The sequence below is a fragment of the Arthrobacter methylotrophus genome (assembly GCF_039539965.1).
Lineage (GTDB): Bacteria > Actinomycetota > Actinomycetes > Actinomycetales > Micrococcaceae > Arthrobacter > Arthrobacter methylotrophus.
Map to the genome: position 1 here is coordinate 4,500,212 of NZ_BAABED010000001.1, position 22,296 is coordinate 4,522,507.

Sequence of the window (22,296 nt, forward strand, 5' to 3'; positions counted from 1 at the left end):
TATCGACTTCCCAGTAAACGAGGGATGGGTGGTGGGGTGTCTGCGAATTCCGCCAACACCGACTGTCACCCATATGTGGGACGCAGATCGACGGGAAGCCCTCCGACAAGGGACTTAGTACCGGCCGAGAGTTGCACAGATATTATGAGCTCGCACGACGCCGTCGACTGGGTGAGTCTCTTGGCTCAAGCGCCAGGAACGCTATGCGAAGCAGATGTGGTTCCTACAAAATGGAACGGGTCACGCGCCTTTCCAAGATCGTGAGTACCACTCCCGGGTCCTGGTTCGGGAGTGGTGGCGTGGGGATTCTCCATGACCCCGGGACCGCTTCCACTAGAGCGCGCATGGAAGGTCCGTCCGGCTCAGTACCGGGCGCGGGGAGTCTCAGGTACTGAATCACCATCCTGCCCACTTCCTGGTCTTCCTTGGATGAGGGAGTCATCTTTCGTAATATCAGCCCTACAATCCCAACCAACAACAACAACAAGGAGGTTTCGCCTTCCGAGTTAGAAATGACGGCGATGCCGTCAAGTCTCTCCGATGGTAGGCGGCTTCAAGTCGTTGGCGAATGCCTGAGCAGTTGGGCGGCCTCCGCAGGCAGCGAGCCTTCCCACCCTGGATCTGTTTCGGCAAATTGAAAGAATCCCTAGTTTTGAGAAATGTAACCTTATAGCTTTCCAATTGTTGAATATCCGTCTAGCGTCTTTATGACGCAGCCGGCGTGATCGTTATGTGCACGGTTCGCCTTGTAGAGTCGGCACGCGGTCTCGGATGGAGCTATGGGAGAGACTGGGACGTCCCGCCTTGGTGCATGTTCGCTGGGTTCGAAACGGATGGCTGAGCGATGGTTAGCGCTGCAGGATAGAATCGGCCTGTACCGTTTCACGTGAAACATTGCCGTAGATCCTAAGAAGGCATTTGCCCAAGTTTGTCGACGATAGGGCCTGGCTATTGAATATTCGCGGAGACGTGACGCGCTTGACGCCGTTAAGTGTGGAACGCGTCCAGGCGGTCCGCAAATATAGAGGCCCAAAGATGCGCTCCACCGACCCATCATAAATCGGGGATGTTTCACGTGAAACAGTCCGTTTCCGAAGGGGCAGACACTAGACGACTTAGAACACTGGGATGACTTCTCCCCCGAAATGCCCGCCACCATGTTTCACGTGAAACGGTCCTCTGCCCATTTTGAGCCACCGACGATTGAGCGAACTAAAGCGAGAGAAGCGCCAGACTTTGGGTAACTGGCTTTAGTATGCACGTGTCCGGCTTCGTCCAAGGCCATAACAAAAATGGTGCAGGTCTTCGAACTGAAATCAGGTTCAGAGACAAACTGCGGGCCCTCTTTGTAATCGACAAGAGCCTCTGGGCATGAAAAAGCCGGTGATTGTCGCTCAAAAGCGAAAACCACCGGCTGAGCCACAAGCGAAAGAACGCCTGAGATTCCTAGTGCAATGCCTTAGGACAGGACGGACTCAAATTCCTTTTCGAAGAACTGCTTCGGCTTGGCACCGATAACCGTGCTCTTCACTTCTCCCCCGCTGAAGAGGTAAACGGCCGGGATGGAGGTGATTCCGTATTCCGCGGCGATAGCGGGGTTGTCGTCGACATTCAGTTTGACGACGTCAACCTTGTCACCGTACTCAACCGAGATTTCGTCCAGGATCGGACCCAACTTACGGCACGGACCGCACCATTCTGCCCAGAAATCCACGATGACAGGCTTCTTAGCGGCCAGCACGTCGGTGCTGAAACTAGCGTCGGTAACGTCTTTAGCGTTGCTCATAATTCTTTCCCTTCGAATGGATGGCTGTTGTGCCGATTAGGCGTGCAGGTCTGCAAGATAGTGCTCGACGTCCAAGGCGGCGACACAACCCGAGCCGGCCGCTGTGATGGCCTGGCGGTAGGTCGGGTCAACGACGTCGCCCGCGGCGAAGACGCCCTTGATGCTCGTCTTCGAGCTGCGGCCCTCGACGGCGATGGTGCCTTCAGGCGCCAGCTCCAGTTTGCCCTTCACCAGCTCTGTCCGCGGATCGTTGCCAATGGCCACGAAGACGCCAGTGACAGCGAGCTCGGACTCGGTACCGTCGACAAGGTTCTTCAGCTTCAGGCCAGTGACCTTTTCGCCTCCGATGACGTCCTCGACGGCGGAATTCCACACGAAGTTGATCTTTTCGTGGGCCTGTGCACGGTCACCCATGATTTTGGAAGCCTTGAGAACATCGCGGCGGTGCACCACGGTGACGGACTTGGCGAACTTGGTGAGAAAGATTGCTTCCTCCATGGCCGAGTCGCCGCCACCGATCACGGCGATGTCCTGGTCCTTGAAAAAGAAACCGTCACAGGTTGCACACCAGCTCACTCCGTGACCAGAAAGGCGCTTTTCGTTCGCAAGGCCGAGTTCTCGGTAGGCAGAGCCGGTCGACAGGATGATTGCCCGTGCCTTGAAGGTCTCCCCTGTGCCGATAGTCACCGACTTGATGTCGCCGTCGAGATCCAGTTCGGTGACATCCTCAAACTGGATCTCTGTCCCGAAGCGTGCCGCTTGCTTTTCGAAGCTCTCCATGAGATCGGGTCCCATGACGCCTTCGGGGAAGCCCGGGTAGTTTTCGACGTCCGTTGTGTTCATCAGTTCCCCACCGGCAGTCACGGAACCGGCGATGAGCAGCGGGTTCATGTTGGCGCGCGCGGTGTAGACGGCAGCCGTGTAACCCGCAGGCCCGGAGCCTACGATGATGACATCACGCACTTGTGATGCGGTGTTTTCTGCGTTGCTCACTGTTGGGTGAACCTCTTCCTTAGTCGATGCACCGGATTATCGCGGCCGGCCACATGGCACAACCCCATCGCGGCGTCTAATATTCCGGCGTTTCCGGGGACCCTAATATCCACCAACATCAGGGTACCGTCTGCCGGCATGGAGCCGGGAAGGGCCCGGACACCATCGCCCACCGGACGCTGAGCTACTGGACAGGGCCTACTGGACCTTGATCTCCGCAAGGCGTAGGCCGTAACCGTAGCGTGTCTTGGGCGCCGTGAGCTTCGGCAGCGACTTGATGGAGATGATCACGTACTGGGCGGTCACAGGGGTGCTGAGAGGCATGGCGAGTTCAGGCGAGGTGAAACTGTTGGTGCCTACCAGCTTGGCGCCGTCCATGGCCGGACGATCGTTGGTGTACACGCTGATGTTTCCGCCGGAAGCCCCCAATTGACTCAAGATGACGGACTTGACTTGGGCTGGAGCCTGCAGCTTGACGAGCAAAGAAACTCCGTCCGGCGCAAGGCCACCCCAGTCCGCAGTGGCAAACTCCATATCTGACCAGTAGCTTGCGGCATTGCCGTCATATGCCTTGACCAAGTCTTTGTCGTAGGTCGCGGCGAAGTCGAAATCGCCAATACGGGTGACTCCATCAATGACCGGCGGCGCGGCGACCACAGGGGCTGTGGAACTGCTGCTTGGCTGTCCGTTTCCTGTTTGAGGCGCTGCGGCGGACTGCTTGGCCGCGGGAGCGCCGCCCGGGATGAGGTTGCCGAGGTTAGTGACGGCAAGGATCAATCCGACGATCAGGACCGCTGCTAGAACGCCGCCTACAAGCCATCGGAAGGATCGCGGCTCACGCACGGGCTCATCGTCGTAGTATTCGTCCTCTTCGAGAGGCTCGGCCTGCTCGCGGGCCGTCGCCGGGAAGCTCGACGCGCCTCGCGTGTACCCGCTCGCTGCGGCAGCGGCCGCACCGCGGGAGGCGGCGTCGTCCTTGATGTAACCGTAGTCGTCATCTGCCCAGAGAGAGACTTTGGCGTCCTGGGCGGGGGTCGCGGAGGTCGGCGCTGGAGCATTGGAGGCGGGAACCACCCGCATTGTGGGCTCCTGCTGGATTTGCTGGGGGGCCGTCTGGCTTGGCTCGGCGGACCTGACAGCCTCCGAGGCCGACGATGCAGCCGACGTTCGCTGGCCGTCGTCGGAGCTTGACTTTCCGGCACCCTTCACGGCGGCCGCGGCTGCTGCCGCCCCTGCGCCGGCAGCAGCCGCGGCGATGCGGGAACCGATAATCCCGGGAGCCGACGTCGGCCGGTCGGCTGGCCTCGGGGGAACCACCGGGCGGCGCGGGTCTTGGGCAGGAGCAGCAGTTTCCCGCGGTTCGCCGGCAGGGTTGGGTTCGACCTCGTCGTAGCTGATGTACTCGGCGTCGTGCTCGTCGTCGTCGTAGAGTCCGTCGTAGGTCTCTGGCTCGTGGGACCGCGCCTGGCCGAAAATCTCGCTGCCAAGCGTGTCCGTAAAGAACGGCTCGACGTACGGCGGGTTGGTTGCCACCACAAGGTCCAGCAGATCAGGAGCGCTGCTGTGGTTGGTGATGAGGTACGTGGTGCTGTCGCTGACGCCTAGATCCAGGATCTGGACGTGCCCGGGCCGTTCGCCGGTGGCTACCTCGCGGGCGCTCTTGGCAACTTGCTCAGCGTTCCCCGGGCCGGCTACCAGGATACTGACAGGCCTGTTGAGGACCTGGTCCACGCCGTCGAGCACCAGATCTTGGTCGTGCGAAGTCAACACGGTGGCTGTGACTTTGTAGCGGCCGCCAAGCACTGATCCGACATCGATCGGGTGGGACACGGGTTCCTCCTAGACTGTCCGGAAGCTGCGGGTCCTGAATACGTGATCCGGCCAGCCGGGTGACCCGTGGTCTGCAACTACCTGTATTAGTTTCTGATCCTAGCGGATTGGGCCGTTCGGGCCCCCGGATTGCGCTGAAACGTCACCTTTTACGGCGAGATCCACCGCGGAAATAGGGGTTGTTTCCCAGCGTCCCCTGGTAGGTGCGGCGGCCAGGCAGCGGGATGCCAGGGCGGCCTACGCCTCCCTGGGCGGTGCCGGGGAGGTCCTCATCCGGCAGGTAGGACTTCTCGACGTCGGACCAGGCATCCACCTTGTCCTTTCCTTCTTGACCGCCAGCTGGGTCGTCCCACGTTCGGTCTTTCGGCGGGATGGTTTCCAAGGCGGGACCGGCCCGGAACGACGCGGCGTCGAACTCGCCCGAGATGCGCGGAATGAGACCGGTATCGTCGGATACCGTGGCGCGGACCGCCGTCGGGGGCTGCTTCCCGCGTGTGGACGGGACCGGAGTCGAAGCGGGGCCGCTAACGCCCAGCCGGCCGAGCAGCGGCCGGAGCAAATCGCGCAGCTCGCTGACGTGGAAGACTCGCAGCAGCAGCAAGTACGCGAGCAGCATGACGGGCCCGACGACGACAACCGTCACCAGGGCGGCGGGCCTGCTGCTCCAGGCGAAGCCGTCGGCTTGGTAGCTGCCCAGGAGCCACAAAGCCAAAGCGCCGGCGATTGCTGAGCCGAGCGCCGCGTAGCCCATGCGGATGTAGGAGTTCGCAATGCGGGGCCCGTCCACATGGCCAAGGAGCCGTCGCAGGAACCAGACACTGATGACCACGGAGAGGATGTTGCCGAGCGTGTACAACACGGCAATCGCGAAGATGATCTGGCCCACCGGCAGGAACTGGATGATGAATGCGCCAACGACGTTGAGCACGGCCAGCATGAGCTGGATGTAGAACGGGGTACGGGCGTCCTCATTGGCGTAGAAAACGCGGGACATCATGAAGTTGGCGCTCATGAACGGGGTGCTCAGCGCGAGGATCGTCAGGGTCTGGGCGAGCATGACCCCGTCCTGGGGCTTCCCGCCGGAGAAGAACATGCCCAGCGGACCAGCGAGGGCAAAGAGGGCCAAAGCCCCGAAAACGGTCGCGACGGCCATAGTCCGCAGTCCGTGCGAAAGGGCTTCGCGCAGTTCGGCTTTGTTGCCGGCCTGGGAGGCGTGGGCCATGCGGTTGAACAGCACGGTGGCGAGCGACAACGCAATGATCGAGTGCGGTAGCAGATAGAGCTGGCTGGCGACTTCCAGGACCGCGTTGCCGGGAAGGGTGGCGGCGGCCGGATCTTGCGCGTGCTCAAGTCGAAGGCGCTCAGAGCCGGGAATCGTGGCGATCCTCATGACGTACAGGAAAGCAAGTTGCCCGACGGCGGCGGTCAAGAGCGTCCAGACGCTCAGTTTCGCTGCCTGGCCCAGTCCCACTCCCCGCCAGCCGAAGCGGGGCCGGAGCCCGAGCCGCAGGCGGATCACCGGAACGAGGAGTATGGCGGTTTGCGCGAGCACGCCGACGGTGGAGAAGCCCGCGATCAGGAAGGTCTGGAAAGGCCCCCAATTGTCCAAGGTGTGTGGGTTGGTGTTGTTGGCACCGAGGATCCAGATGAACATGCCCAGTCCGGCGATGGCCACCACGTTGTTCAGGATCGGCGCCCACATCGCGGGACCAAAGGCGCCGTTGGCGTTGAGGACCTGGGTCAGCAATGCATACAAACCGTAGAAGAAGATCTGCGGCAGGCAATAGAACGCGAAGGCTACGGCCAGCGATTTCTGCTGGGGAGAGTAGCCCTGGGTAGTGAGGTCGATAACCATCGGCGCGGCCAGCGTGACCAGCGCCGTCAGGCTCAAGAGAACCAGCACGGCCAGGGTCAGGAGCCGGCTGATGTAATCCGCGCCGCGGTCCGGACCCTTGCTGGCTTTGATGATCTGCGGGACCAGCACGGCGTTGAAAACGCCACCGGCCACCAGAAGGAAAATCAGGTTCGGCAGGTTGTTGGCATTGATGAATGTGTCGTTGACCGTCGATCCCAGGCCCAGTGCGGCACCAAGCATCCAGGTTTTGGCGAAGCCGAGGAACCGCGAAACGAGCGTCCCGGCTGCCATGACGGCGCTGGAACGGGTTTCACCGGACTGGGTTGACTGGGTTGTTTTGGCGGCAGACATTGTCATTATCGTCCCATGAGCCGGGCTGCCTGTTGCGTCAAGACTTTATCAAAGGCCGTATTAAAGGTGTTCGGGCAGTACATCCCGGGCAAGATCGGCGATCCGCCGCTCATTGGGGAAGGACAGTCTGCGGGCCAGTTCCTGCAGGGGAACCCAAGCGGCGTCGATGGCCTCTTGGTCGGGATCGTTCTCGATGGTCAGATCTCCGCCCGTGGCCCGCAGCAGGAAATGGTGCACGGTTTTGTGGACGCGATGCCCGCTCACGGTAAACCAATAGTCGATGCTGCCCAGCGGAGCCAGGACACTGCCTTCGATTCCGGTCTCTTCTGCGATCTCGCGGACGGCAGCTTCCTCGTTGTTTTCCTTGCCCTCGGGATGCCCCTTCGGCAGGCACCACTCAAGGCGGCCACCCCTGTTAAGGCGGGCGATGATCGCAACCCTCAGTTCGCCGTCGGAGGTGTCTACGACGACGCCGCCAGCAGAGACCTCCTCTACCGTGGGAAGGGAGGCCTGGGCCGGGTGCGGAGCGGGCGCGACGTGGGCACCAATTGCCGACGGCAATGGTGCGTTCGTCCTCCTGCCAGGAGCACTCGGGATCGGGTTGGCCATGAAGTCCACTCTAACGACTCTTGCCCGTTGGTGATGACCGGGACATGGACGCCCGGTGACGTGCGGATGGCGTTCGGCCGTGATCCCGGTGTTGTCGCCACGCGATCACGCTGCATCCTCCTGTCATGAGGAGGAGCCGGTGTGATGGGCCGGTGAAATCTGACAAGCTTAAGGAACTATGGCGCAAGTATTGGACAGTTCTTCAGTCAATTTCCAGATGGATCCAGTGGTCCTGGACCTCGGTCGGCGGTTTGTGGACGCTGGATTCGAACTGTCGCTGGTGGGCGGTCCGGTCCGGGACCTCTTCTTGGGCCGGGTTTCGCCGGACCTGGATTTCACCACCAACGCCACCCCCGCGCAAACCCTTTCCATCATCAAGAGGTGGGCAGACAATTTCTGGGAGATTGGCAGGGCCTTTGGAACGATCGGGATGAAGAAGTCCGGCTTCCAGATTGAAATCACCACCTACCGCGCCGAAGCCTACGACGCCGAATCCCGCAAGCCGGTGGTTGCCTTCGGTTCGTCGTTGCTGGATGACCTGCTCCGCCGCGACTTCACCATCAACGCCATGGCACTGCGGCTGCCCTCCCTGGAGCTCGTGGATCCGTTCGGCGGCGTACGGGATCTCCACGCCTCGGTGCTGGCTACCCCGGGGGCTCCCGAAGCGTCATTCTCCGATGACCCCCTGAGGATGATGCGCGCCGCCCGCTTCGCGGCGCAGCTTGGTGTTTCCGTGCACGACGACGTCCGCGTTGCCATGTCCGGGATGGCCGAACGGATCAAGATCATTTCCGCCGAACGCGTGCGCGAAGAGCTCGTCAAGCTCATCAACGGTGCTCATCCGCGGGCGGGTATCGACCTCCTCGTGGACACCGGGTTGGCCGAATTCGTCCTGCCCGAGGTTTCTGCTCTGCGCTTGGAATCCGATGAACACCACCGCCACAAGGACGTCTACCAACACTCCCTTCAGGTCCTGGAGCAGGCTGCCTCGCTCGAGACCGGTCCAGACGGTCCGGTGCCGGGTCCGGACTTTGTGTTGCGTTTCGCCGCCCTGATGCACGACGTCGGGAAGCCGGCGACGCGCCGCTTCGAGCCGGGCGGCGCGGTGAGCTTCCGCCACCACGACATGGTTGGTTCCAAGCTGACGGCAAGACGCATGAAGGCCTTGCGCTTCGACAACGACACCATCAAGGCAGTGGCGCGGCTTGTGGAGCTACACATGCGCTTCTACGGATACGGAGACGCGGGCTGGACCGATTCCGCCGTGCGTCGCTACGTGGCAGACGCCGGTCCCTTGCTGGAACGTCTGCACCGTCTCACGCGGTCCGACGTCACAACCCGCAACCAGCGCAAGGCAGAACGGCTCTCCTTTGCCTACGATGACCTTGAGCAAAGGATTGAGGTCCTGGCCGAGCAAGAATCGCTCAATGCCATCCGGCCTGACTTGGATGGAGCGCAGATCATGGCTTTGCTGGGACTCAAACCCGGACCCGTGGTTGGCCGCGCCTACAAATACTTACTGGAAGAACGCATGGAAAACGGCCCCATGTCTCAAGCGGACGCCGAATCCAGGCTTCTGGCGTGGTGGGCAGCGCAACCCGAGTCCGCCGTCGAACTTTCATCGGAACCAGCCGTCGATGCCCACGCTGGCACCGCCGAACCAGAGGAGTCCTAAGTGAACCTTGTAGCCAGACCCTCCCGGCCACAGCTCTGGATCATGCGTCACGGTGAGACCGAATGGTCTAAGAGCGGCCAATACACCGGTTTGACGGATCTTCCTCTGACGGTCGAGGGCGAACAGCAGTCCGTGGAAGCTCGCAAGATCTTGGAAGGCATCGACTTCGACATGGTGCTGACATCGCCCCTGCGCCGAGCCCGGCGTACCGCGGAGTTGGCGGGTTTCCCCGACGCCATTCATGAGCCGCTGGCTGTGGAATGGAATTATGGAGACTACGAAGGCATCAGCTCGGACCTCATCCGCAAGGACAACCCCGACTACCTCATCTGGACCGACGGCGTCCCCAACGGCGAGACGCTCGACTCCGTGGCAGCACGTGCGGACAAGATCATTGCCCGTGTCCTGGAGTCCGGAATGGACAACGTCCTGATTGTGGCCCACGGCCATTTCTCCCGGATCCTCACCGCCCGCTGGCTTGAATTGGACGCCGTGGAAGGACGCCACTTTCTCCTGGGAACAGCCAAGGTCTGCACCTTGGGATGGGATAAGCGGACACCTGTCATTCTTCGCTGGGGACTGTAAGAAGAATTAGTTTGTAAATTGTTTGTAATTGGCTGGTCAACACTGCGATTCATGGTGTAACTTTATTTTTATCCCATAGCGAATCGCCGGGATTAACCGGGATTAGGGCGTGCGCTACCCAGTCAATCAGCTGTGGTGGCGCCGAAGCGAAAAAGGAGGTTGGGAAAATGATTACTTTGACTAGCGGATGGAAGATGACCGTTGCTGGCACCCCGGCCTTCGCTGCTCGACGCCGTTTTGCGGCCTAAGCTCCCCTGATGCACTTCCGCGCCTGAATGCTGGGGCCGTTCACGGTTTAGTCAAACGCGAACTGGCCTTTCATTGAAAGGTGACACGCCATTGACGTGGTGTGCAGTTTCCTCACAGTTCGGAACCAGCTTCTTGTTGGGGACGCCTGCACCTTGGAGAACATCTGCAGGACCTTCGCATTTCGATGCGGTCATTCCGCTTATTCCACCCACCATTGCCCGCTATTCGCGCGCCTATTTCCATCCGGGTTTTCTTTGAATTCAGGGGATCTAATTGTTGTGCCCGAATTCCGGCAATTCTTTCAAACAACTGGAGGAGGTGAACCATTGGCCAAGCGCCTCAAGGACCTGATGGTCTTCAACGGCAAACCCGACGTCAAAGACAGGACTCTCTTCAACGGACAGCTGCTAGACCAGCGCAGGGAAGACGTCTACGTCGTCCTGCACCAAATGGGCATCATCCGCTGACTTCACTTCAGGAAGGACTGATGACACGCCTCGGATCGTTGGCCGCGGGAGCCCACGCGGCTATGCGTGGGCTCCCGCCCTTAAACCATCGGGTTAAGACCGGGACGCATCCGGTGGCCCTGAAGGTAAGCTCGATCCCATGCAGGAGACGAAGCCGCACAGCCAACAAAAGCGTGCGCGCTTTGTGGTTCCCAGCCGTAGTGATTCCTTACTGGGAAACTTTACCGAACTGATCGGAGGGCCCCTGGGGCGGCGTTCTTCCCCGGGCACCATCTCCCCCGGATTCTTCACCGTTGAACGCGTCCTGATCATCCTCACGATCGTCGCCGCGCTCCTGTCGATCCTGATCAAGGGCTATTGCCGCGTCAATGGTTGGCACTCCCCCCAGCAGTTCTACGCCACCTGCTATTCGGATCTTCCCGAACTTTTCAGCACCCGAGGTCTTGCCGATGGCGTGTTTCCGTTCTTTGACCAGAAGAGCCTCTTCGAATATCCCGTGATCACTGGCCTCATAGCCGGTGCAACGGCATGGCTGGTTCCAGGCCACGGCGCCAATCAGGAGCGGATCCTGGGCTACTTCGATGTGAATGCCACCTTGATAGCGGCTATGTGGGTCGTGACAGTTGTGGCTACCGCGCGCATCAACCAACGCCGACCCTGGGACGCAGCCATGGTGGCCTTGGCGCCAGGGATCCTGCTAGCAGGGGTCATCAATTGGGACATCTGGGCCGTGGCCATGCTCGCGGTAGGGATGTACTTCTTCGCGAAGGAACGTCCCATCCTTGCCGGTCTTTTCATCGGACTGGGGACGGCAACCAAGCTCTACCCGGTGCTCGTCCTGGGCGCAGTGCTTCTACTAGCGGTGCGCACCGGCCGCATGCGGGTCTTCTTCGTGACAAGCTCTTCGGCAGCCGTAGCTTGGCTGATCGTGAATGTCCCTGTCGCCGCCGTGAACCCAGCCGGTTGGCGGTACTTTTTCGACTTCACCCGGGATCGTCCCGCTGGATATGGTTCGTTGTGGTTCGCCTATAACCTCGTTGCCGACCGCCTACACCTGTCACAACTTGGTCCGGAAACCATCAATGCCTTGGCACTGAATATGTTCCTGCTGGCGTGCATCCTGATTGCCGCCCTGTCGTTGGCCGCCCCCCGGCGGCCCCGCCTAGCCCAATTGACGTTCCTGATCGTGGCCGCGTTCATCCTTAGCAACAAGGTCTATTCGCCGCAGTACGTGCTGTGGTTGGTACCGCTGCTCGCTTTGGCCAGGCCCCGTTGGCGCGATTTCCTCCTCTGGCAGGCTGCCGAGGCGTTGCATTGGACGGCCACCTGGATGTACCTGGGCCAGTTGAGTAGCGGTGGTCCGGCACAGAACAACATTGACATGCCCTACTACGTCATGGCCGTCATGCTGCATATAGCCGCAACAGCATATTTGATGTTGCGGGTCGCTTGGGACATCTGGGAACCGCAACTGGATCCCCTCCGGGTGCAGGGTGTAGATGATCCGCACGGTGGCGTGTTCAACGGTGCCAAGGATTGGTTCCGGGTGGACTTGATGAGCCCGTCGGCATCCGTGCTGCCCTGGCGACGCGTTGCTCCGTCGCCTGTTGCTTCCGAACCTGCCGAAGATGCAGTGCCGCCCATGCAGGACTCAGCGCCGCCCGCGAACCGCTCTGTACCATCTGCGCACGGCGAGGCAGGACGCGATGGCTGAGGTCGCCGTCGTCGGCTCCGGACCGAACGGCCTGGCCGCAGCGGTAGTCATGGCGCGCGCGGGCCTGGATGTCCGAGTGTACGAAGCTGCAGAGACTATAGGGGGCGGTACCCGTACGTCCGAACTGTTGGAACCGGGGCATGTCTACGACGTCTGTTCCGCCGTCCACCCGATGGCTCTGGCTTCGCGGTTCTTCCGGGAATTTGAACTCGAGCGGCGCGTGGAGCTGCGTTTGCCGGAGGTCCAGTACGGAACTCCGCTTGACGGCGGCAAGGCAGCCCTCGCGTACCGCTCGCTGGAGCGGACCGCCGCGGAGCTCGGGACCGACGGAGCTGCGTTTGCCAGCCTGATGGGACCCCTAGTGGAGCACCTCGCCGGGGTGTTGGACGTAACGCAAAACCAGCTACTGCGGATACCCGGCCAACCATTGGCTGCGCTACGGCTGGGCTTGGCAACGCTGGAGCAGGGCTCGCCGTGGTGGAACCGGCGCTTCACGGGGGATGCCGCTCCGGCACTCCTGAGCGGCGTCGCGGCGCATGCGGTGGCTCCCCTGCCTTCGCTCGCGGCGGCAGGAGCGGGACTCTTGCTGGGCGCGCTGGCCCATGTGGGCGGGTGGCCCATTCCGGTTGGTGGCTCTGCGGTGATAGCGGATGCCATGGCCCGGGATATCGAGACCCATGGCGGGGTCATCGAGACTGGCGTGCGCATCGATTCCTTGGAAGAGCTGCATCCAGCGAAGGCCATTCTGCTCGACATCGCTCCCCCTGCACTGCTGGGTATGGCTGGACCAGCGCTCCCGACGCGCTACAGGCGGTCGCTGGAAACATTCCGATTCGGGAATGCAGCGTGCAAGGTGGACTTCATCCTCTCGGGGCCCGTGCCTTGGACGGCCCCAGGGTTGGCGGTGGCCGGCACGGTGCATGTGGGTGGCACACGTGCTGCCATGGCTGAGGCCGAGAACCTTGTAGCCGCGGGACGGCATCCCGTGAAGCCATACGTCCTCCTGGCCCAGCCTTCCATAGTGGATCCCGGGCGGGCGCCTGCCGGGCGGCACATTCTCTGGTCCTATTGCCATGTGCCCAAGGGATCAACCATTGACATGGCTGAGGCGATCATGTCCAGGATCGAGGAGTTTGCCCCGGGTTTCCGGGATGTGGTGCTCGGCTGGAAGACAACGACGGCGGCCGACCTTGCCAATTACGACGAGAACTATGTGGGCGGCGACTTTGGCGCAGGACTGCTTGACCTGCGCGGTCTGGTCCGGCGTCCCGTGCTTTCTCGTGTGCCTTGGCGGACTCCGTTGCCTGGCGTGTACCTCTGCTCCTCGTCCACGCCGCCTGGACCTGGCGTGACGGGAATGCCCGGCTACCATGCGGCCAAATATGCCTTGAAGGACATATTTGGCCTGCCGGTACCCGGGCTGGGCTTGGGCGCATAGTCACCCACCCCCGGACGCTCGCTCATGTATGCGGTCGTTCCCGCGGACGCACGCTCAGCTATGTGCCCAAGGGACGGAACCCTCCTGCAGTTAGATGATCTGAAGGAGCGTTCCGCTGGAGAATGGGACACCTGAAGGAGCGTCCGGAAACAGGGCACTGGAAGTTGGACTGAGAAATTCAGTTCCGACTTCCGGGGACGAGCTCAGCCGGTGACGGAGGGTCTCGTTTTCTAGTCCCGCCCCGGCAGCGCCGGGGCGGGTTCTCGGACCTCGCTGCGCTCGGGCAGGACACGCTCTTTTCCATATGAACCAGTCGGGGAGGCGCTGAAGGAAGGATCACCGATTCTAAGGCTGGCACGCACATCGCGCAGGCATGCTTTTCTGCTGGGGTGAAATCCGTGGATCCTTTGACCTTAGGCAGGCGGACGCCCCCGTGACTGTCTTTGATGCACAGGATACGGGCCGGGCGTTGTGCTCCGGGGCCATTCCGTCCACTCTCGGCCTCGGATTGACTGGACTTCAACGATCACGATTCCGGTTCTCGTGCCGGCGAGTCAGGGAGCGCGCATGACTGCACAGCTTTTCACAGCCGAGACCTTTGTCCATTTCCCATTGGAAGATGGTAGCGATCTGCCGTCCTGGGCTAAGGCGATGGGAACGCCGAATATTCGTATTGCCGTTCTTGCCGGAGACGGTGAGAGCGCTGGCACTATGGCTGCCTGGTCCTGCGACAAAGACGGATTCACTTACGAGAACCTTCCCTCGGGTGAGTCCGCTTTCCTGCTTGAGGGCGCAGCACAATTGACGGAGGGTAACGGAACGGTGACCGTGGTCTCGGCCGGACAGGGCTACAGTCTTCCGGCTGGCTGGTCAGGCACTTTTGAGGCGCTGAAGCCGGTCCGCAAGATTTTTTTCCTTCTGTCGGCGTGACAAATCGCTCGTAAGAATGGTCCCCAAACCCGGGAGACCGCACCGGGGCCTGCGTCCCTTGACTAGTTCTTGCCGACGACGCGCATGAGCATTTTTTCCACATCGCTGGCAAAGAACATCTCGTCTTCCATGACGGACTGGAGCAGTATTCCTTCAAGGGTGAAGCCCAGCAGTCTGGCCGTCTCCTCATCGGTGTATGGGCGAATGACGGCGTCCATTCGCCACTGGGCTATTTCAGGTCGCAGGGCAGGACGATGCAACGTGCTTAGGTAGAGACCGTATTCGAGTACTAGTTGGGGGTGCTGGCGGACGGTGACCTCCTCCACGAGGGCCGCGACCCCGCCTGCCAACCCGCGCTGGGCTACCAGGGGTTCGAGCAGGTCCCGGAAAGACTTCTCATTGCGTTCGCGGATGGCCCGGACGGTAGATACGAGCAGATCGTCCTTATCTGTGAAGTAGTACGTGGTCGACCCCAGAGGAACCTTCGCCGTGTCGGCCACGGCCCGGAATGTGAGAGCGTCGACGCCATGTTCGGCAACAACCCGCGCCGCAGCTTCAATGATGCGCTGCTTACGGGCTGGATCGTTGGGCCGCCTGCGGCCATTGATTTGAGTATTGCTCACAAGCCAACTGTACATAGGGACATCACCCACCTCACGATCAAGAGCCATCATCATCATCGACGTACGTATGTACATACTTTTTTCGATGGCATTGAATCCATCATCCAGGCGCGGATTTGCCACAAACATCGCAGAATAACGGCCAAAACTAGGGCATTCAAGCGGTTTCTTCGGGAAACCTCTTGCGCGAATCTCTGTGATCCGCCTACCATCTAGTTTATGTACAACGGTACGCAAACTCTTGAAGAAGACACTTCCGTCGACCCGATGGAATTCCGCCACACCCTGGGCAGCTTCGCCAGTGGTGTAGTCATCGTCACGGCAGTCTCCGAGGACGGTGAGGTCCGCGGCATGACTGCCAACGGCTTTGTTTCGGTTTCGCTGGATCCGCCTCTTGTGCTGGTCTCTATCGGGGAGCGGGCAAAGATGCATGGGCACCTGATGAACCAGTCGCGCTACGGCGTCAGCATCCTCGCTGAAGACCAGCTCGATATCGCGCAGCACTTTGCCGGCAAGCCCTCCGAAACCGTCCCGAGCTTCGTGTGGAAGGACGGGCTGGCCCTGATCGGTCACGCCGTTGGTCATCTCTCCTGCACGGTCGTTGACCGCCATCTAGCCGGAGACCACACGCTCTTCATCGGCCGCGTGGACCAGCTCAGCCACGCCGGGGGCCACCCCCTTACCTTCCATGCCGGCAAGTTCGGCGTCCTCGAGAAAGGAAACAACTCATGACCACGGCCAGCGAGACTGAAATCCAAACCACGGCAGCCGAGGCCGCCACCCCGGAGGTTGAGGCCGCGCCGGTGGTGGGACGCATGCAGACCGGGGACGAGTTCCTGGAAAGCCTGCGCGATGACCGCGAGGTCTGGATCTACGGCGAACGCGTCCAAGACGTGACAGCCCATCCTGCCTTCCGTAATTCGGCACGCTCCCTCGCCGAGCTTTACGACTCGCTGCACGACCCCGTAACCCAGGCCCGGACCACCGCCCCCACCGACACCGGCAGTGGCGGCCTGACCCACCCGTTCTTCAAGGTGGCGCACAGCCGAGATGACCTGCGCGCCAGCCGCGAGGCCATCAAGACGTGGCAGGAACTGGTGTTCGGCTGGATGGGCCGGACACCGGACTACAAGGCCTCTCTGATCACGGGTCTCGGCGCGAACCCTGACTTCTTTGGCGAGTACGCCGCTAATGCCCGCCACTGGTACAAGGAGAACCAGGAGCGTGTGCTGCACATCGGTCACGCCATCGTCCACCCCCCGGTGGACCGCAGCCGTGCCGCCGAGGACGTCAAGGACGTCTACGTTCACGTGGAACGTGAAACGGACAATGGCGTCATCATCAGCGGCGCCAAAGTCGTCGCAACTGGTTCACCGACGTCCCAATACATCTACGTCTCCCACAACGGCGCCCCGTTGACCGATAAGGCATTTGCGATTACGTTCCTGGCTCCGACCAGCGGCAAGGGAATCAAGATGTTCTCCCGTGCCTCTTACGAAGAGACCGCAGCCCGGGCGTCCAGCCCGTTTGACTACCCGCTGTCCTCGCGGCTGGACGAGAACGATGCGGTCCTGATCTTTGACCAGGCCCTCATCCCGTGGGAAAACATCCTCATCTACGACACGAAAAAGCTGACCGAGTTCGACGCAACCGCTGGCTGGCCCAACCGTGCCGTCTTCCAAGCATCCACCCGCTTCAGCGTCAAGTTGGACTTCTTTGTGGGTGCCTTGAGCAAGGCGCTGGAAATCACGGGCGCCGGGCAGTTCCGCGGAGTTCAGGCCGCGCTTGGCGAAGTCATCGGCTACCGCCACGCAGTGAATGCCATGCGGGACGGCATGATCGAGAACGCCACACCCGGCTGGGGCGGATCCTTGGATCCCAACATGGGCTACGGGTGGGCGTACGCCTCCATGGCTTCGAGCATGAACCGACGGATCCGAGAGATCATCGAAACCGTGGTGGCCTCCGGGCTGATCTATATCAACTCGAATGCCGTGGACTTCCAGACGCCGGAAATGCGCCCCTACCTGGACCGATTCCTGCGCGGATCCAACGGCAAGACGGCACTGGACAGGTCCAAGACGATGAAGCTGCTGTGGGACTCCATCGGTTCGGAGTTCGGCGCCCGGCACGAGCTCTACGAGCACAACTACTTCGGCCAACCGGAGCTCTGCCACCTGGCCATGCTTGAGGGCTCCAAGGTTGATGACACCATGGACCACGCCCGCTCCCTGGTTGAGAACTGCATGGATCAATATGACCTGAACGGTTGGACCAAGAACAAGCTCATCAACCCGGACGATGTGAATTTCATCCGCAGGCGTTGAACCGGCAGCAGGCTGAGCTGAGTCTGTCTCTCTGACGCTCCACATATTAGCGACGGCGGTGCCCGCATCAGGCGGGCGCCGCCGTCATTTTTCCCGCGGTGGCCGCTGGCCGGATCGCCGCGCTAGAAAGGTACCGCAGCCATGGCGACTGACCCCACCAGCCAGGAGGACCTGGAGGAGATCCGCAACAACCCGTCCGGCCCAAGCCTTCCTATACCGCCGTCGTCGTCCCTGGTGGTGGTGCTGGCCGCGGTCTCGGCCGTGCCGCAGCTGGCCATCGACATGTACCTTCCCGGCTTTCCTGACCTGTCGCGGGACCTGCAGGCGGATCCGTTCGCCGTGCAACTGACCTTGACGGCTTTCATGGCGGGCCTTGCCGCGGGACAGCTCGTCATCGGTCCCGTTTCGGACCAGTTTGGCCGCCGAAGGTTGTTGTTGTGGGGTTCGGCACTCTGCGCCGTGGCTACTGTTCTGTGCGCCATTGCGCCTACCATCGAAGCCCTGATCCTCTTCCGCCTACTGCAAGGGCTCACCGGGGCGGCCGGTGTAGTGCTGGCACGTGCCGTCATCGCCGACCGGGCAAGCGGCAGCCGCGCGGCCAGCCTGTTCTCGCTCATGATTGCAATCCAGGGAGCGGCCCCGGTTGTGGCGCCGCTGGCGGGCGGAGTCGTGGTGCAGTTCCTCGGCTGGCGTGGGGTGTTCTGGGCCCTTGCCGTCATCAGCGTGGCACTGTGGCTGCTGGCAACCTTCTTCATCGCAGAGAGCCTGCCGGTGGGACGACGACGCGCCGGCGGACTGTCCGAATTGCGCAGAATGACAGCTGCCGTCCTGCGCAACCGGAGCTATCTGCACTACTGCCTGGCCGTGGGTTTCGGACTCGGATCGATGTTCTGCTACATCGCCGCTTCGCCTTTCATTCTGCAGGAAACGTACGGCATGGATGCCGGCTGGTTTTCCGTGGTGTTCGCCGCAAACGCGGCCGGCATCGCGTTGTTCAGTGCACTCAGCGCCGGGCTAGTCCGGCGGTTCTCTCCCGTGGCCGTCATGCGCTTGGGCCTGAGCCTGATGGCGGCCGGAACCACCGGATACTTCATCCTCACCCTGACGGAATCCGCCAACCTATGGAGCACCTTGGTGCTGTTCTTCGTGATCGTGGGGAGCCTGGGCCTGGTGCTGGGCAACGCCACGGCACTCGCCGTGGCCCAGGCACGCGAAGCTGCCGGTACTGCCGTTGCCGTCATCGGCGCCGCAGAGTTTCTGATCGGCGCGGCGGCCGCTCCGCTCGTGGGGCTGGGTGGTGAAAACCTCCAGCCGGCGCTCGGGGCGGGGATGCTCACGATGACCCTCATCGCCGCGATCGCAGGGTGGACCAGCGGACGCCGGTGTGCTCCGCAGCAGGAGATGCACTGAGCGCAGACCCTCCACCTCCTCCGTCCCGCCCGCCAGGCTCACCGAACCAGCTGACGACGCAAGCGCCCGGATTCCTTGGCTTTCCAAGGAATCCGGGCGCTTGACGGGTGGCCTTGAGCGCCTACCCTGCGATGTAGAGGAGTTTCTTGTTCACGAACTCGTCCATGCCCAGCGGCCCGAGTTCGCGGCCGACGCCGGAACGCTTGACACCGCCGAACGGCAGTTCGGCGGATGATCCGCCCGGCTGGTTGATGGAGACCATGCCCGCGTCGAGCCGATCGGCAATTCTCTGCGCGCGGTCGATATCGGCGCTGAACACAGCCGCGCCGAGGCCGTACTCGGAGTCATTGGCAAGGGCGCCCGCTTCCTCGTCGCCGTCGACCCGGTAGACGACCGCGACGGGGCCGAAGAGCTCTTCGCTGTAGGCTCTCATCCCCGGGGTGACGCCGGTGAGGATTGTTGGGGCCACCAGGGAGCCGGCCTCGTCGAGGTAGCTGCCGCCGGTGTGAAGGGTTGCACCCTTGTCCACGGCATCTTGAATCTGTGCGAGCAGTTGCGCCGCCGCTGCCGGCGACGCCAGAGGTGCGAAGTTCGTGCCGGCATCCGCAGGGTTGCCCGGGCACAGCGCGGCGGCCTGTGCGGTGAGCTCCGCAACGAAGCCGTCGTAGATATCCCCGGTGACGATCATGCGCTTCGGGGAATTGCAGGCCTGGCCAGAGTTGGACATCCGGGCTCGGAACGCGATCCTGGCCGTGGCAGCAATATCGGCCGAGTCCAGGACGATCAGGGGGTCCGAACCGCCAAGTTCAAGGACCACCTTCTTGAGATTCCGGCCGGCGATCTCCGCCACCGCGGCGCCGGCACGTTCCGAGCCGGTCAGGGATACTCCTTGGACCCGGGGGTCGGCGATGATGTCCGCGACCTGCCCGTTCGTTGCAAAGACGTTGACGTAGGCTCCGGGCGGCAGGCCGGCGTCGTCGAAGATCCGCTGCATCGCCAGGGCGGAGCGAGGGCAGTTCGGGGCGTGCTTGAGGATGATGGTGTTGCCGAGGACCAGGTTGGGCGCGGCGAAGCGGGCCACCTGGTAGTAGGGGTAGTTCCACGGCATGATGCCCAGCAGTGCGCCGACCGGGCGCTTCTGGATGACTGCTCGGCCGCCGCCGATGGCCTTGATTGGTTGGTCGGCGGCCAGTGCTGGACCTTCCGTGGCGTAGTAGTCGAAGATTTCCGTGACCAGTCCGAGTTCCCCCCTCGCCTCCTGGGGAAGCTTGCCCATTTCTTCCGTGATGATGGCTGCCAGCTCCTCGGCACGTTCGGCGAACAGCTCTCCCACACGGGAGACGAGACGTGCACGCTCCAGGATCGGAACCTCCCGCCATGCCAGATAGGCGCCGTGGGCCGAAGCCAGCGCAGCTGTGACGTCGGCGTCTGAGGCCGTGGGGAACTCCTCAACGACGATTCCGGTCGCCGGGTTCTGGACCCGGTACAATGCGGTGCGCGTGTGTTGAATGCTGATGGTTTCGGTCACGACGATCGTTTCCTGTCTTTCGCGCTCAATGATTAGTGGGCCCCGTCTCGCGGCGGATGCGCGGAACGGGGCCCGGTGGGTGGTGTATCAGTACGGACTATTTTTGTGGGGACACTGCATCCGCCGGGGGCAGGGTGCAGGACTGGCTGGCCGTCCCGGCGCGGCGGGCGACGCGCTGGGCGTGCAGGGCGTCAGCCTCCTCGGCCGTGTCACCTGCGGCAAGGTGCTCGTAGGTGTGCGAGCGGTTTTTCTTGAGCCAGAAGCCGAAGGCCACACCGAACGCAGCAACCACGGGGACGATCCAGGGGAGTGCGAGCATCTCGGGGCTATCCGTGCCGGTGATGTAGCTGAAGGAAATCAGTTCGATGTAGAGCGCTGCCGCGAGAAGAACGGTGGCGATGATGGGTGCGAGCGAGGTCTTCCACCAGTGTCGCTCCGAGCGCGGCTGGCGGAGGAAGTAGGCGATGACGGCACCCGATGCCATTGCCTGCAGCGCAGTAGCTCCGATGGCGGCGAGGCCGAAGCCGACGGGGGCAATCTGCGTGTACGGGTCAACCCCTACGGTGGCCAGCCCCAGCACCACAGCCACAGTAAGGCCCGTCAGGGCGAGAATGGCTGTGCCGGGGGAACCATGGCGGTTCTTCCGGCCCAGGAACGGCGGAAGCAGGTCTTCCTTGGCCAGGCTGTTGAAATACCGGGAGGTGAAGTTGGTGACGGCCAGGGCGCAGGCGACCTGGGCGAAGATGGCCAGAACGGAGAGGATCCACACACCGGCAGCGCCGAGGTAGTGACCCGTGGTGGTGAAGATAAACCCTGCCATGTCCGCGCTGACGGCCGCCTGCTGGCCCTCTACGCCGGTCACGGACGTCAGTGCCCAGGCGACCAGTGCGAACGACGCGGTGAGGACAACCAGGGCACCGTAGAGGGCGCGGGGGACCGTCCGCTCGGGGTTCTTGGCTTCGGGTGCGTACATTGCACCGGCCTCGAATCCCGCATAGCACAGGATGGCGAAGACGAAGGCGACGGTCCACTGGCCGATGTTGAAGACCGAGGGGGATACGGCCTCGATCGGAAAGGCGCCGAGCCCCTTGTCTGCCGCGATCGCGACCACGAGGGCAAGCAGGACCAGCAGTTCAAGGGTGACGACGACGAAGGTGACCATGGCGCTGAGATCGATGCGCCTGTAGGCAAGGACGGTCACTAGGATCAGCTGGACCATGAAGCACAGCTGCCACGGGACGTCCACGCCGAACGTGGCCTGGATGATCTGCTGTGTGACGAAGGCCTGAACAGAGTACAGGGCGATCATGCTGAAGGCGTATGCGACCACCGCCACCATCGCCGCGCCGACGCCGGCGGGACGGCCGAGACCGCGGGCAATGTAGCTGTAGAAGGCGCCGGGACGGCTGATCCGGCGGACCATCTGCACGTAGCCGACGCTGAACAGCCCGATCAATGCGCCGGCGGCAACGAACATCAACGTGGTGGACGGTCCGCCGAAGGCCAGACCGAGCGGCATCGTGCCGACGATGACGGACAGGGGCGTGAGTGCCGCGATAATCAGGACGATGATCTTGGGCGTCGTCAGGGTCCGGGGGTACGCCGGCGGCTGGGCGGCTACGCCCGGGGTGCTGGGAACAGAAGACATCTGGTCCTCCTAAAACTCGGGGAATCGAACGGGGCAGGGGAACGCACGTCGGTGTGAGATCCACCACTAGCGGTTACTCTAATAAACATTAAGACTCGTAAAGTATCCGATGTCAATAGATTCTTTTTCTGCCGTTCGCCCGGCGAAAGCATGCATTCATCGTGACGAAAATAGGCAAATCGTGCCACTTTTTGGGCGCGCCGAAGGTCCTGCGCATGCGTGATCCATGCCGGGTCAGCGGCGCGATCATCTGGGCTTGATCGGCCGTTTCGGGATCT

19 protein-coding genes are annotated in these 22,296 nt (G+C 62.1%); 9 read left to right on the forward strand and 10 right to left on the reverse strand.

Going from position 1 to position 22,296, the window contains the following annotated elements; genetic code table 11:
* Positions 1-223 precede the first annotated feature (223 nt).
* The 6 genes from ABD884_RS23175 to ABD884_RS23200 form a co-directional block, all read right to left on the reverse strand.
* Complete coding sequence (locus ABD884_RS23175) at positions 224-442, reverse strand: hypothetical protein (RefSeq protein WP_345052646.1); 219 nt, start codon at positions 440-442, stop codon at positions 224-226.
* Between the two features lie 1,017 nt (positions 443-1,459).
* Entirely contained in the window at positions 1,460-1,786 is a 327-nt protein-coding gene (gene trxA, locus ABD884_RS23180; RefSeq protein ID WP_028267905.1) for a thioredoxin, read from the reverse strand.
* Positions 1,787-1,822: 36 nt separating this feature from the next.
* Positions 1,823-2,779, reverse strand: coding sequence for a thioredoxin-disulfide reductase (trxB, locus tag ABD884_RS23185; protein ID WP_345052651.1), 957 nt, complete (start codon positions 2,777-2,779; stop codon positions 1,823-1,825).
* A 198-nt stretch (positions 2,780-2,977) separates the two neighbouring features.
* Entirely contained in the window at positions 2,978-4,609 is a 1,632-nt protein-coding gene (locus ABD884_RS23190) for an ABC transporter substrate-binding protein (protein WP_345052654.1), read from the reverse strand.
* A 142-nt stretch (positions 4,610-4,751) separates the two neighbouring features.
* The gene (gene murJ, locus ABD884_RS23195; protein WP_345055253.1) at positions 4,752-6,815 is read right to left on the reverse strand and encodes a murein biosynthesis integral membrane protein MurJ; all 2,064 of its coding nucleotides are present in this window, start codon (positions 6,813-6,815) and stop codon (positions 4,752-4,754) included.
* 60 nt (positions 6,816-6,875) lie between these two features.
* On the reverse strand, positions 6,876-7,424 hold the full coding sequence (locus tag ABD884_RS23200; protein ID WP_425548303.1) for an NUDIX hydrolase: 549 nt from the start codon (positions 7,422-7,424) through the stop codon (positions 6,876-6,878).
* A 178-nt stretch (positions 7,425-7,602) separates the two neighbouring features.
* Between ABD884_RS23200 and ABD884_RS23205 the strand changes: the two genes are divergently transcribed.
* Both ABD884_RS23205 and ABD884_RS23210 read left to right on the forward strand, forming a co-directional pair.
* On the forward strand, positions 7,603-9,099 hold the full coding sequence (locus ABD884_RS23205) for a CCA tRNA nucleotidyltransferase (protein WP_345052659.1): 1,497 nt from the start codon (positions 7,603-7,605) through the stop codon (positions 9,097-9,099).
* Positions 9,100-9,141: 42 nt separating this feature from the next.
* Positions 9,142-9,684: a histidine phosphatase family protein gene (locus ABD884_RS23210; RefSeq protein ID WP_051423469.1), complete on the forward strand. Its 543-nt coding sequence runs from the start codon at positions 9,142-9,144 to the stop codon at positions 9,682-9,684.
* A 299-nt stretch (positions 9,685-9,983) separates the two neighbouring features.
* Here the strand turns inward: ABD884_RS23210 and ABD884_RS23215 are convergent, their stop codons facing one another.
* Positions 9,984-10,127 carry a hypothetical protein gene (locus ABD884_RS23215; RefSeq protein WP_345052662.1) on the reverse strand — a complete coding sequence of 48 codons (144 nt, stop codon included), beginning with the start codon at positions 10,125-10,127 and terminating at the stop codon, positions 9,984-9,986.
* 60 nt (positions 10,128-10,187) lie between these two features.
* Here ABD884_RS23215 and ABD884_RS23220 point away from each other — a divergent pair, with 60 nt between their 5' ends.
* The 4 genes from ABD884_RS23220 (at position 10,188) to ABD884_RS23235 (ending at position 14,482) form a co-directional block, all read left to right on the forward strand.
* Entirely contained in the window at positions 10,188-10,400 is a 213-nt protein-coding gene (locus ABD884_RS23220; protein WP_345052666.1) for a hypothetical protein, read from the forward strand.
* Positions 10,401-10,539: 139 nt separating this feature from the next.
* The gene (locus ABD884_RS23225; RefSeq protein WP_345052669.1) at positions 10,540-12,114 is read left to right on the forward strand and encodes a glycosyltransferase family 87 protein; all 1,575 of its coding nucleotides are present in this window, start codon (positions 10,540-10,542) and stop codon (positions 12,112-12,114) included.
* Positions 12,107-13,552, forward strand: coding sequence for a phytoene desaturase family protein (locus ABD884_RS23230; RefSeq protein ID WP_345052672.1), 1,446 nt, complete (start codon positions 12,107-12,109; stop codon positions 13,550-13,552). The genes ABD884_RS23225 and ABD884_RS23230 overlap by 8 nt, the downstream gene beginning before the upstream one ends.
* A 567-nt stretch (positions 13,553-14,119) precedes the next feature.
* Positions 14,120-14,482, forward strand: coding sequence for a cupin domain-containing protein (locus tag ABD884_RS23235; protein ID WP_345052675.1), 363 nt, complete (start codon positions 14,120-14,122; stop codon positions 14,480-14,482).
* A 62-nt stretch (positions 14,483-14,544) separates the two neighbouring features.
* Here the strand turns inward: ABD884_RS23235 and ABD884_RS23240 are convergent, their stop codons facing one another.
* Positions 14,545-15,105 (reverse strand): TetR/AcrR family transcriptional regulator, encoded by a 561-nt coding sequence (locus ABD884_RS23240; RefSeq protein WP_345052678.1) that lies wholly within the window; start codon positions 15,103-15,105, stop codon positions 14,545-14,547.
* A gap of 219 nt (positions 15,106-15,324) precedes the next feature.
* On the opposite strand from ABD884_RS23240, the gene ABD884_RS23245 reads away from it, so the two are divergent.
* The 3 genes from ABD884_RS23245 to ABD884_RS23255 all read left to right on the forward strand — a co-directional run bounded on the left by ABD884_RS23245 (position 15,325) and on the right by ABD884_RS23255 (position 18,842).
* The gene (locus ABD884_RS23245) at positions 15,325-15,837 is read left to right on the forward strand and encodes a flavin reductase family protein (protein WP_345052681.1); all 513 of its coding nucleotides are present in this window, start codon (positions 15,325-15,327) and stop codon (positions 15,835-15,837) included.
* Positions 15,834-17,432, forward strand: coding sequence for a 4-hydroxyphenylacetate 3-hydroxylase N-terminal domain-containing protein (locus tag ABD884_RS23250; protein WP_345052684.1), 1,599 nt, complete (start codon positions 15,834-15,836; stop codon positions 17,430-17,432). Before ABD884_RS23245 ends, ABD884_RS23250 begins: the two co-directional genes overlap by 4 nt.
* Positions 17,433-17,573: 141 nt before the next feature.
* Entirely contained in the window at positions 17,574-18,842 is a 1,269-nt protein-coding gene (locus tag ABD884_RS23255) for a multidrug effflux MFS transporter (RefSeq protein ID WP_345052687.1), read from the forward strand.
* A gap of 121 nt (positions 18,843-18,963) precedes the next feature.
* On the opposite strand, the gene ABD884_RS23260 is transcribed toward ABD884_RS23255, so the two are convergent.
* Together ABD884_RS23260 and ABD884_RS23265 are read right to left on the reverse strand one after the other, a co-directional pair.
* Positions 18,964-20,370, reverse strand: a complete 1,407-nt coding sequence (locus tag ABD884_RS23260) for an NAD-dependent succinate-semialdehyde dehydrogenase (RefSeq protein ID WP_345052690.1) — start codon at positions 20,368-20,370, stop codon at positions 18,964-18,966.
* A 97-nt stretch (positions 20,371-20,467) separates the two neighbouring features.
* Positions 20,468-22,018: an APC family permease gene (locus ABD884_RS23265; RefSeq protein WP_345052694.1), complete on the reverse strand. Its 1,551-nt coding sequence runs from the start codon at positions 22,016-22,018 to the stop codon at positions 20,468-20,470.
* Positions 22,019-22,296 lie beyond the last annotated feature (278 nt).

Coding starts and splice junctions, on each gene's coding strand:
- ABD884_RS23175 (WP_345052646.1), bottom strand. CDS start 442: ATGACTCCCTCATCCAAGGAAGACCAGGAAGTGGGCAGGATGGTGATT.
- trxA (WP_028267905.1), bottom strand. CDS start 1,786: ATGAGCAACGCTAAAGACGTTACCGACGCTAGTTTCAGCACCGACGTG.
- murJ (WP_345055253.1), bottom strand. CDS start 6,815: ATGTCTGCCGCCAAAACAACCCAGTCAACCCAGTCCGGTGAAACCCGT.
- ABD884_RS23200 (WP_425548303.1), bottom strand. CDS start 7,424: ATGGCCAACCCGATCCCGAGTGCTCCTGGCAGGAGGACGAACGCACCA.
- ABD884_RS23205 (WP_345052659.1), top strand. CDS start 7,603: ATGGCGCAAGTATTGGACAGTTCTTCAGTCAATTTCCAGATGGATCCA.
- ABD884_RS23210 (WP_051423469.1), top strand. CDS start 9,142: ATGCGTCACGGTGAGACCGAATGGTCTAAGAGCGGCCAATACACCGGT.
- ABD884_RS23215 (WP_345052662.1), bottom strand. CDS start 10,127: ATGACCGCATCGAAATGCGAAGGTCCTGCAGATGTTCTCCAAGGTGCA.
- ABD884_RS23225 (WP_345052669.1), top strand. CDS start 10,540: ATGCAGGAGACGAAGCCGCACAGCCAACAAAAGCGTGCGCGCTTTGTG.
- ABD884_RS23230 (WP_345052672.1), top strand. CDS start 12,107: ATGGCTGAGGTCGCCGTCGTCGGCTCCGGACCGAACGGCCTGGCCGCA.
- ABD884_RS23235 (WP_345052675.1), top strand. CDS start 14,120: ATGACTGCACAGCTTTTCACAGCCGAGACCTTTGTCCATTTCCCATTG.
- ABD884_RS23245 (WP_345052681.1), top strand. CDS start 15,325: ATGTACAACGGTACGCAAACTCTTGAAGAAGACACTTCCGTCGACCCG.
- ABD884_RS23250 (WP_345052684.1), top strand. CDS start 15,834: ATGACCACGGCCAGCGAGACTGAAATCCAAACCACGGCAGCCGAGGCC.
- ABD884_RS23255 (WP_345052687.1), top strand. CDS start 17,574: ATGGCGACTGACCCCACCAGCCAGGAGGACCTGGAGGAGATCCGCAAC.
- ABD884_RS23265 (WP_345052694.1), bottom strand. CDS start 22,018: ATGTCTTCTGTTCCCAGCACCCCGGGCGTAGCCGCCCAGCCGCCGGCG.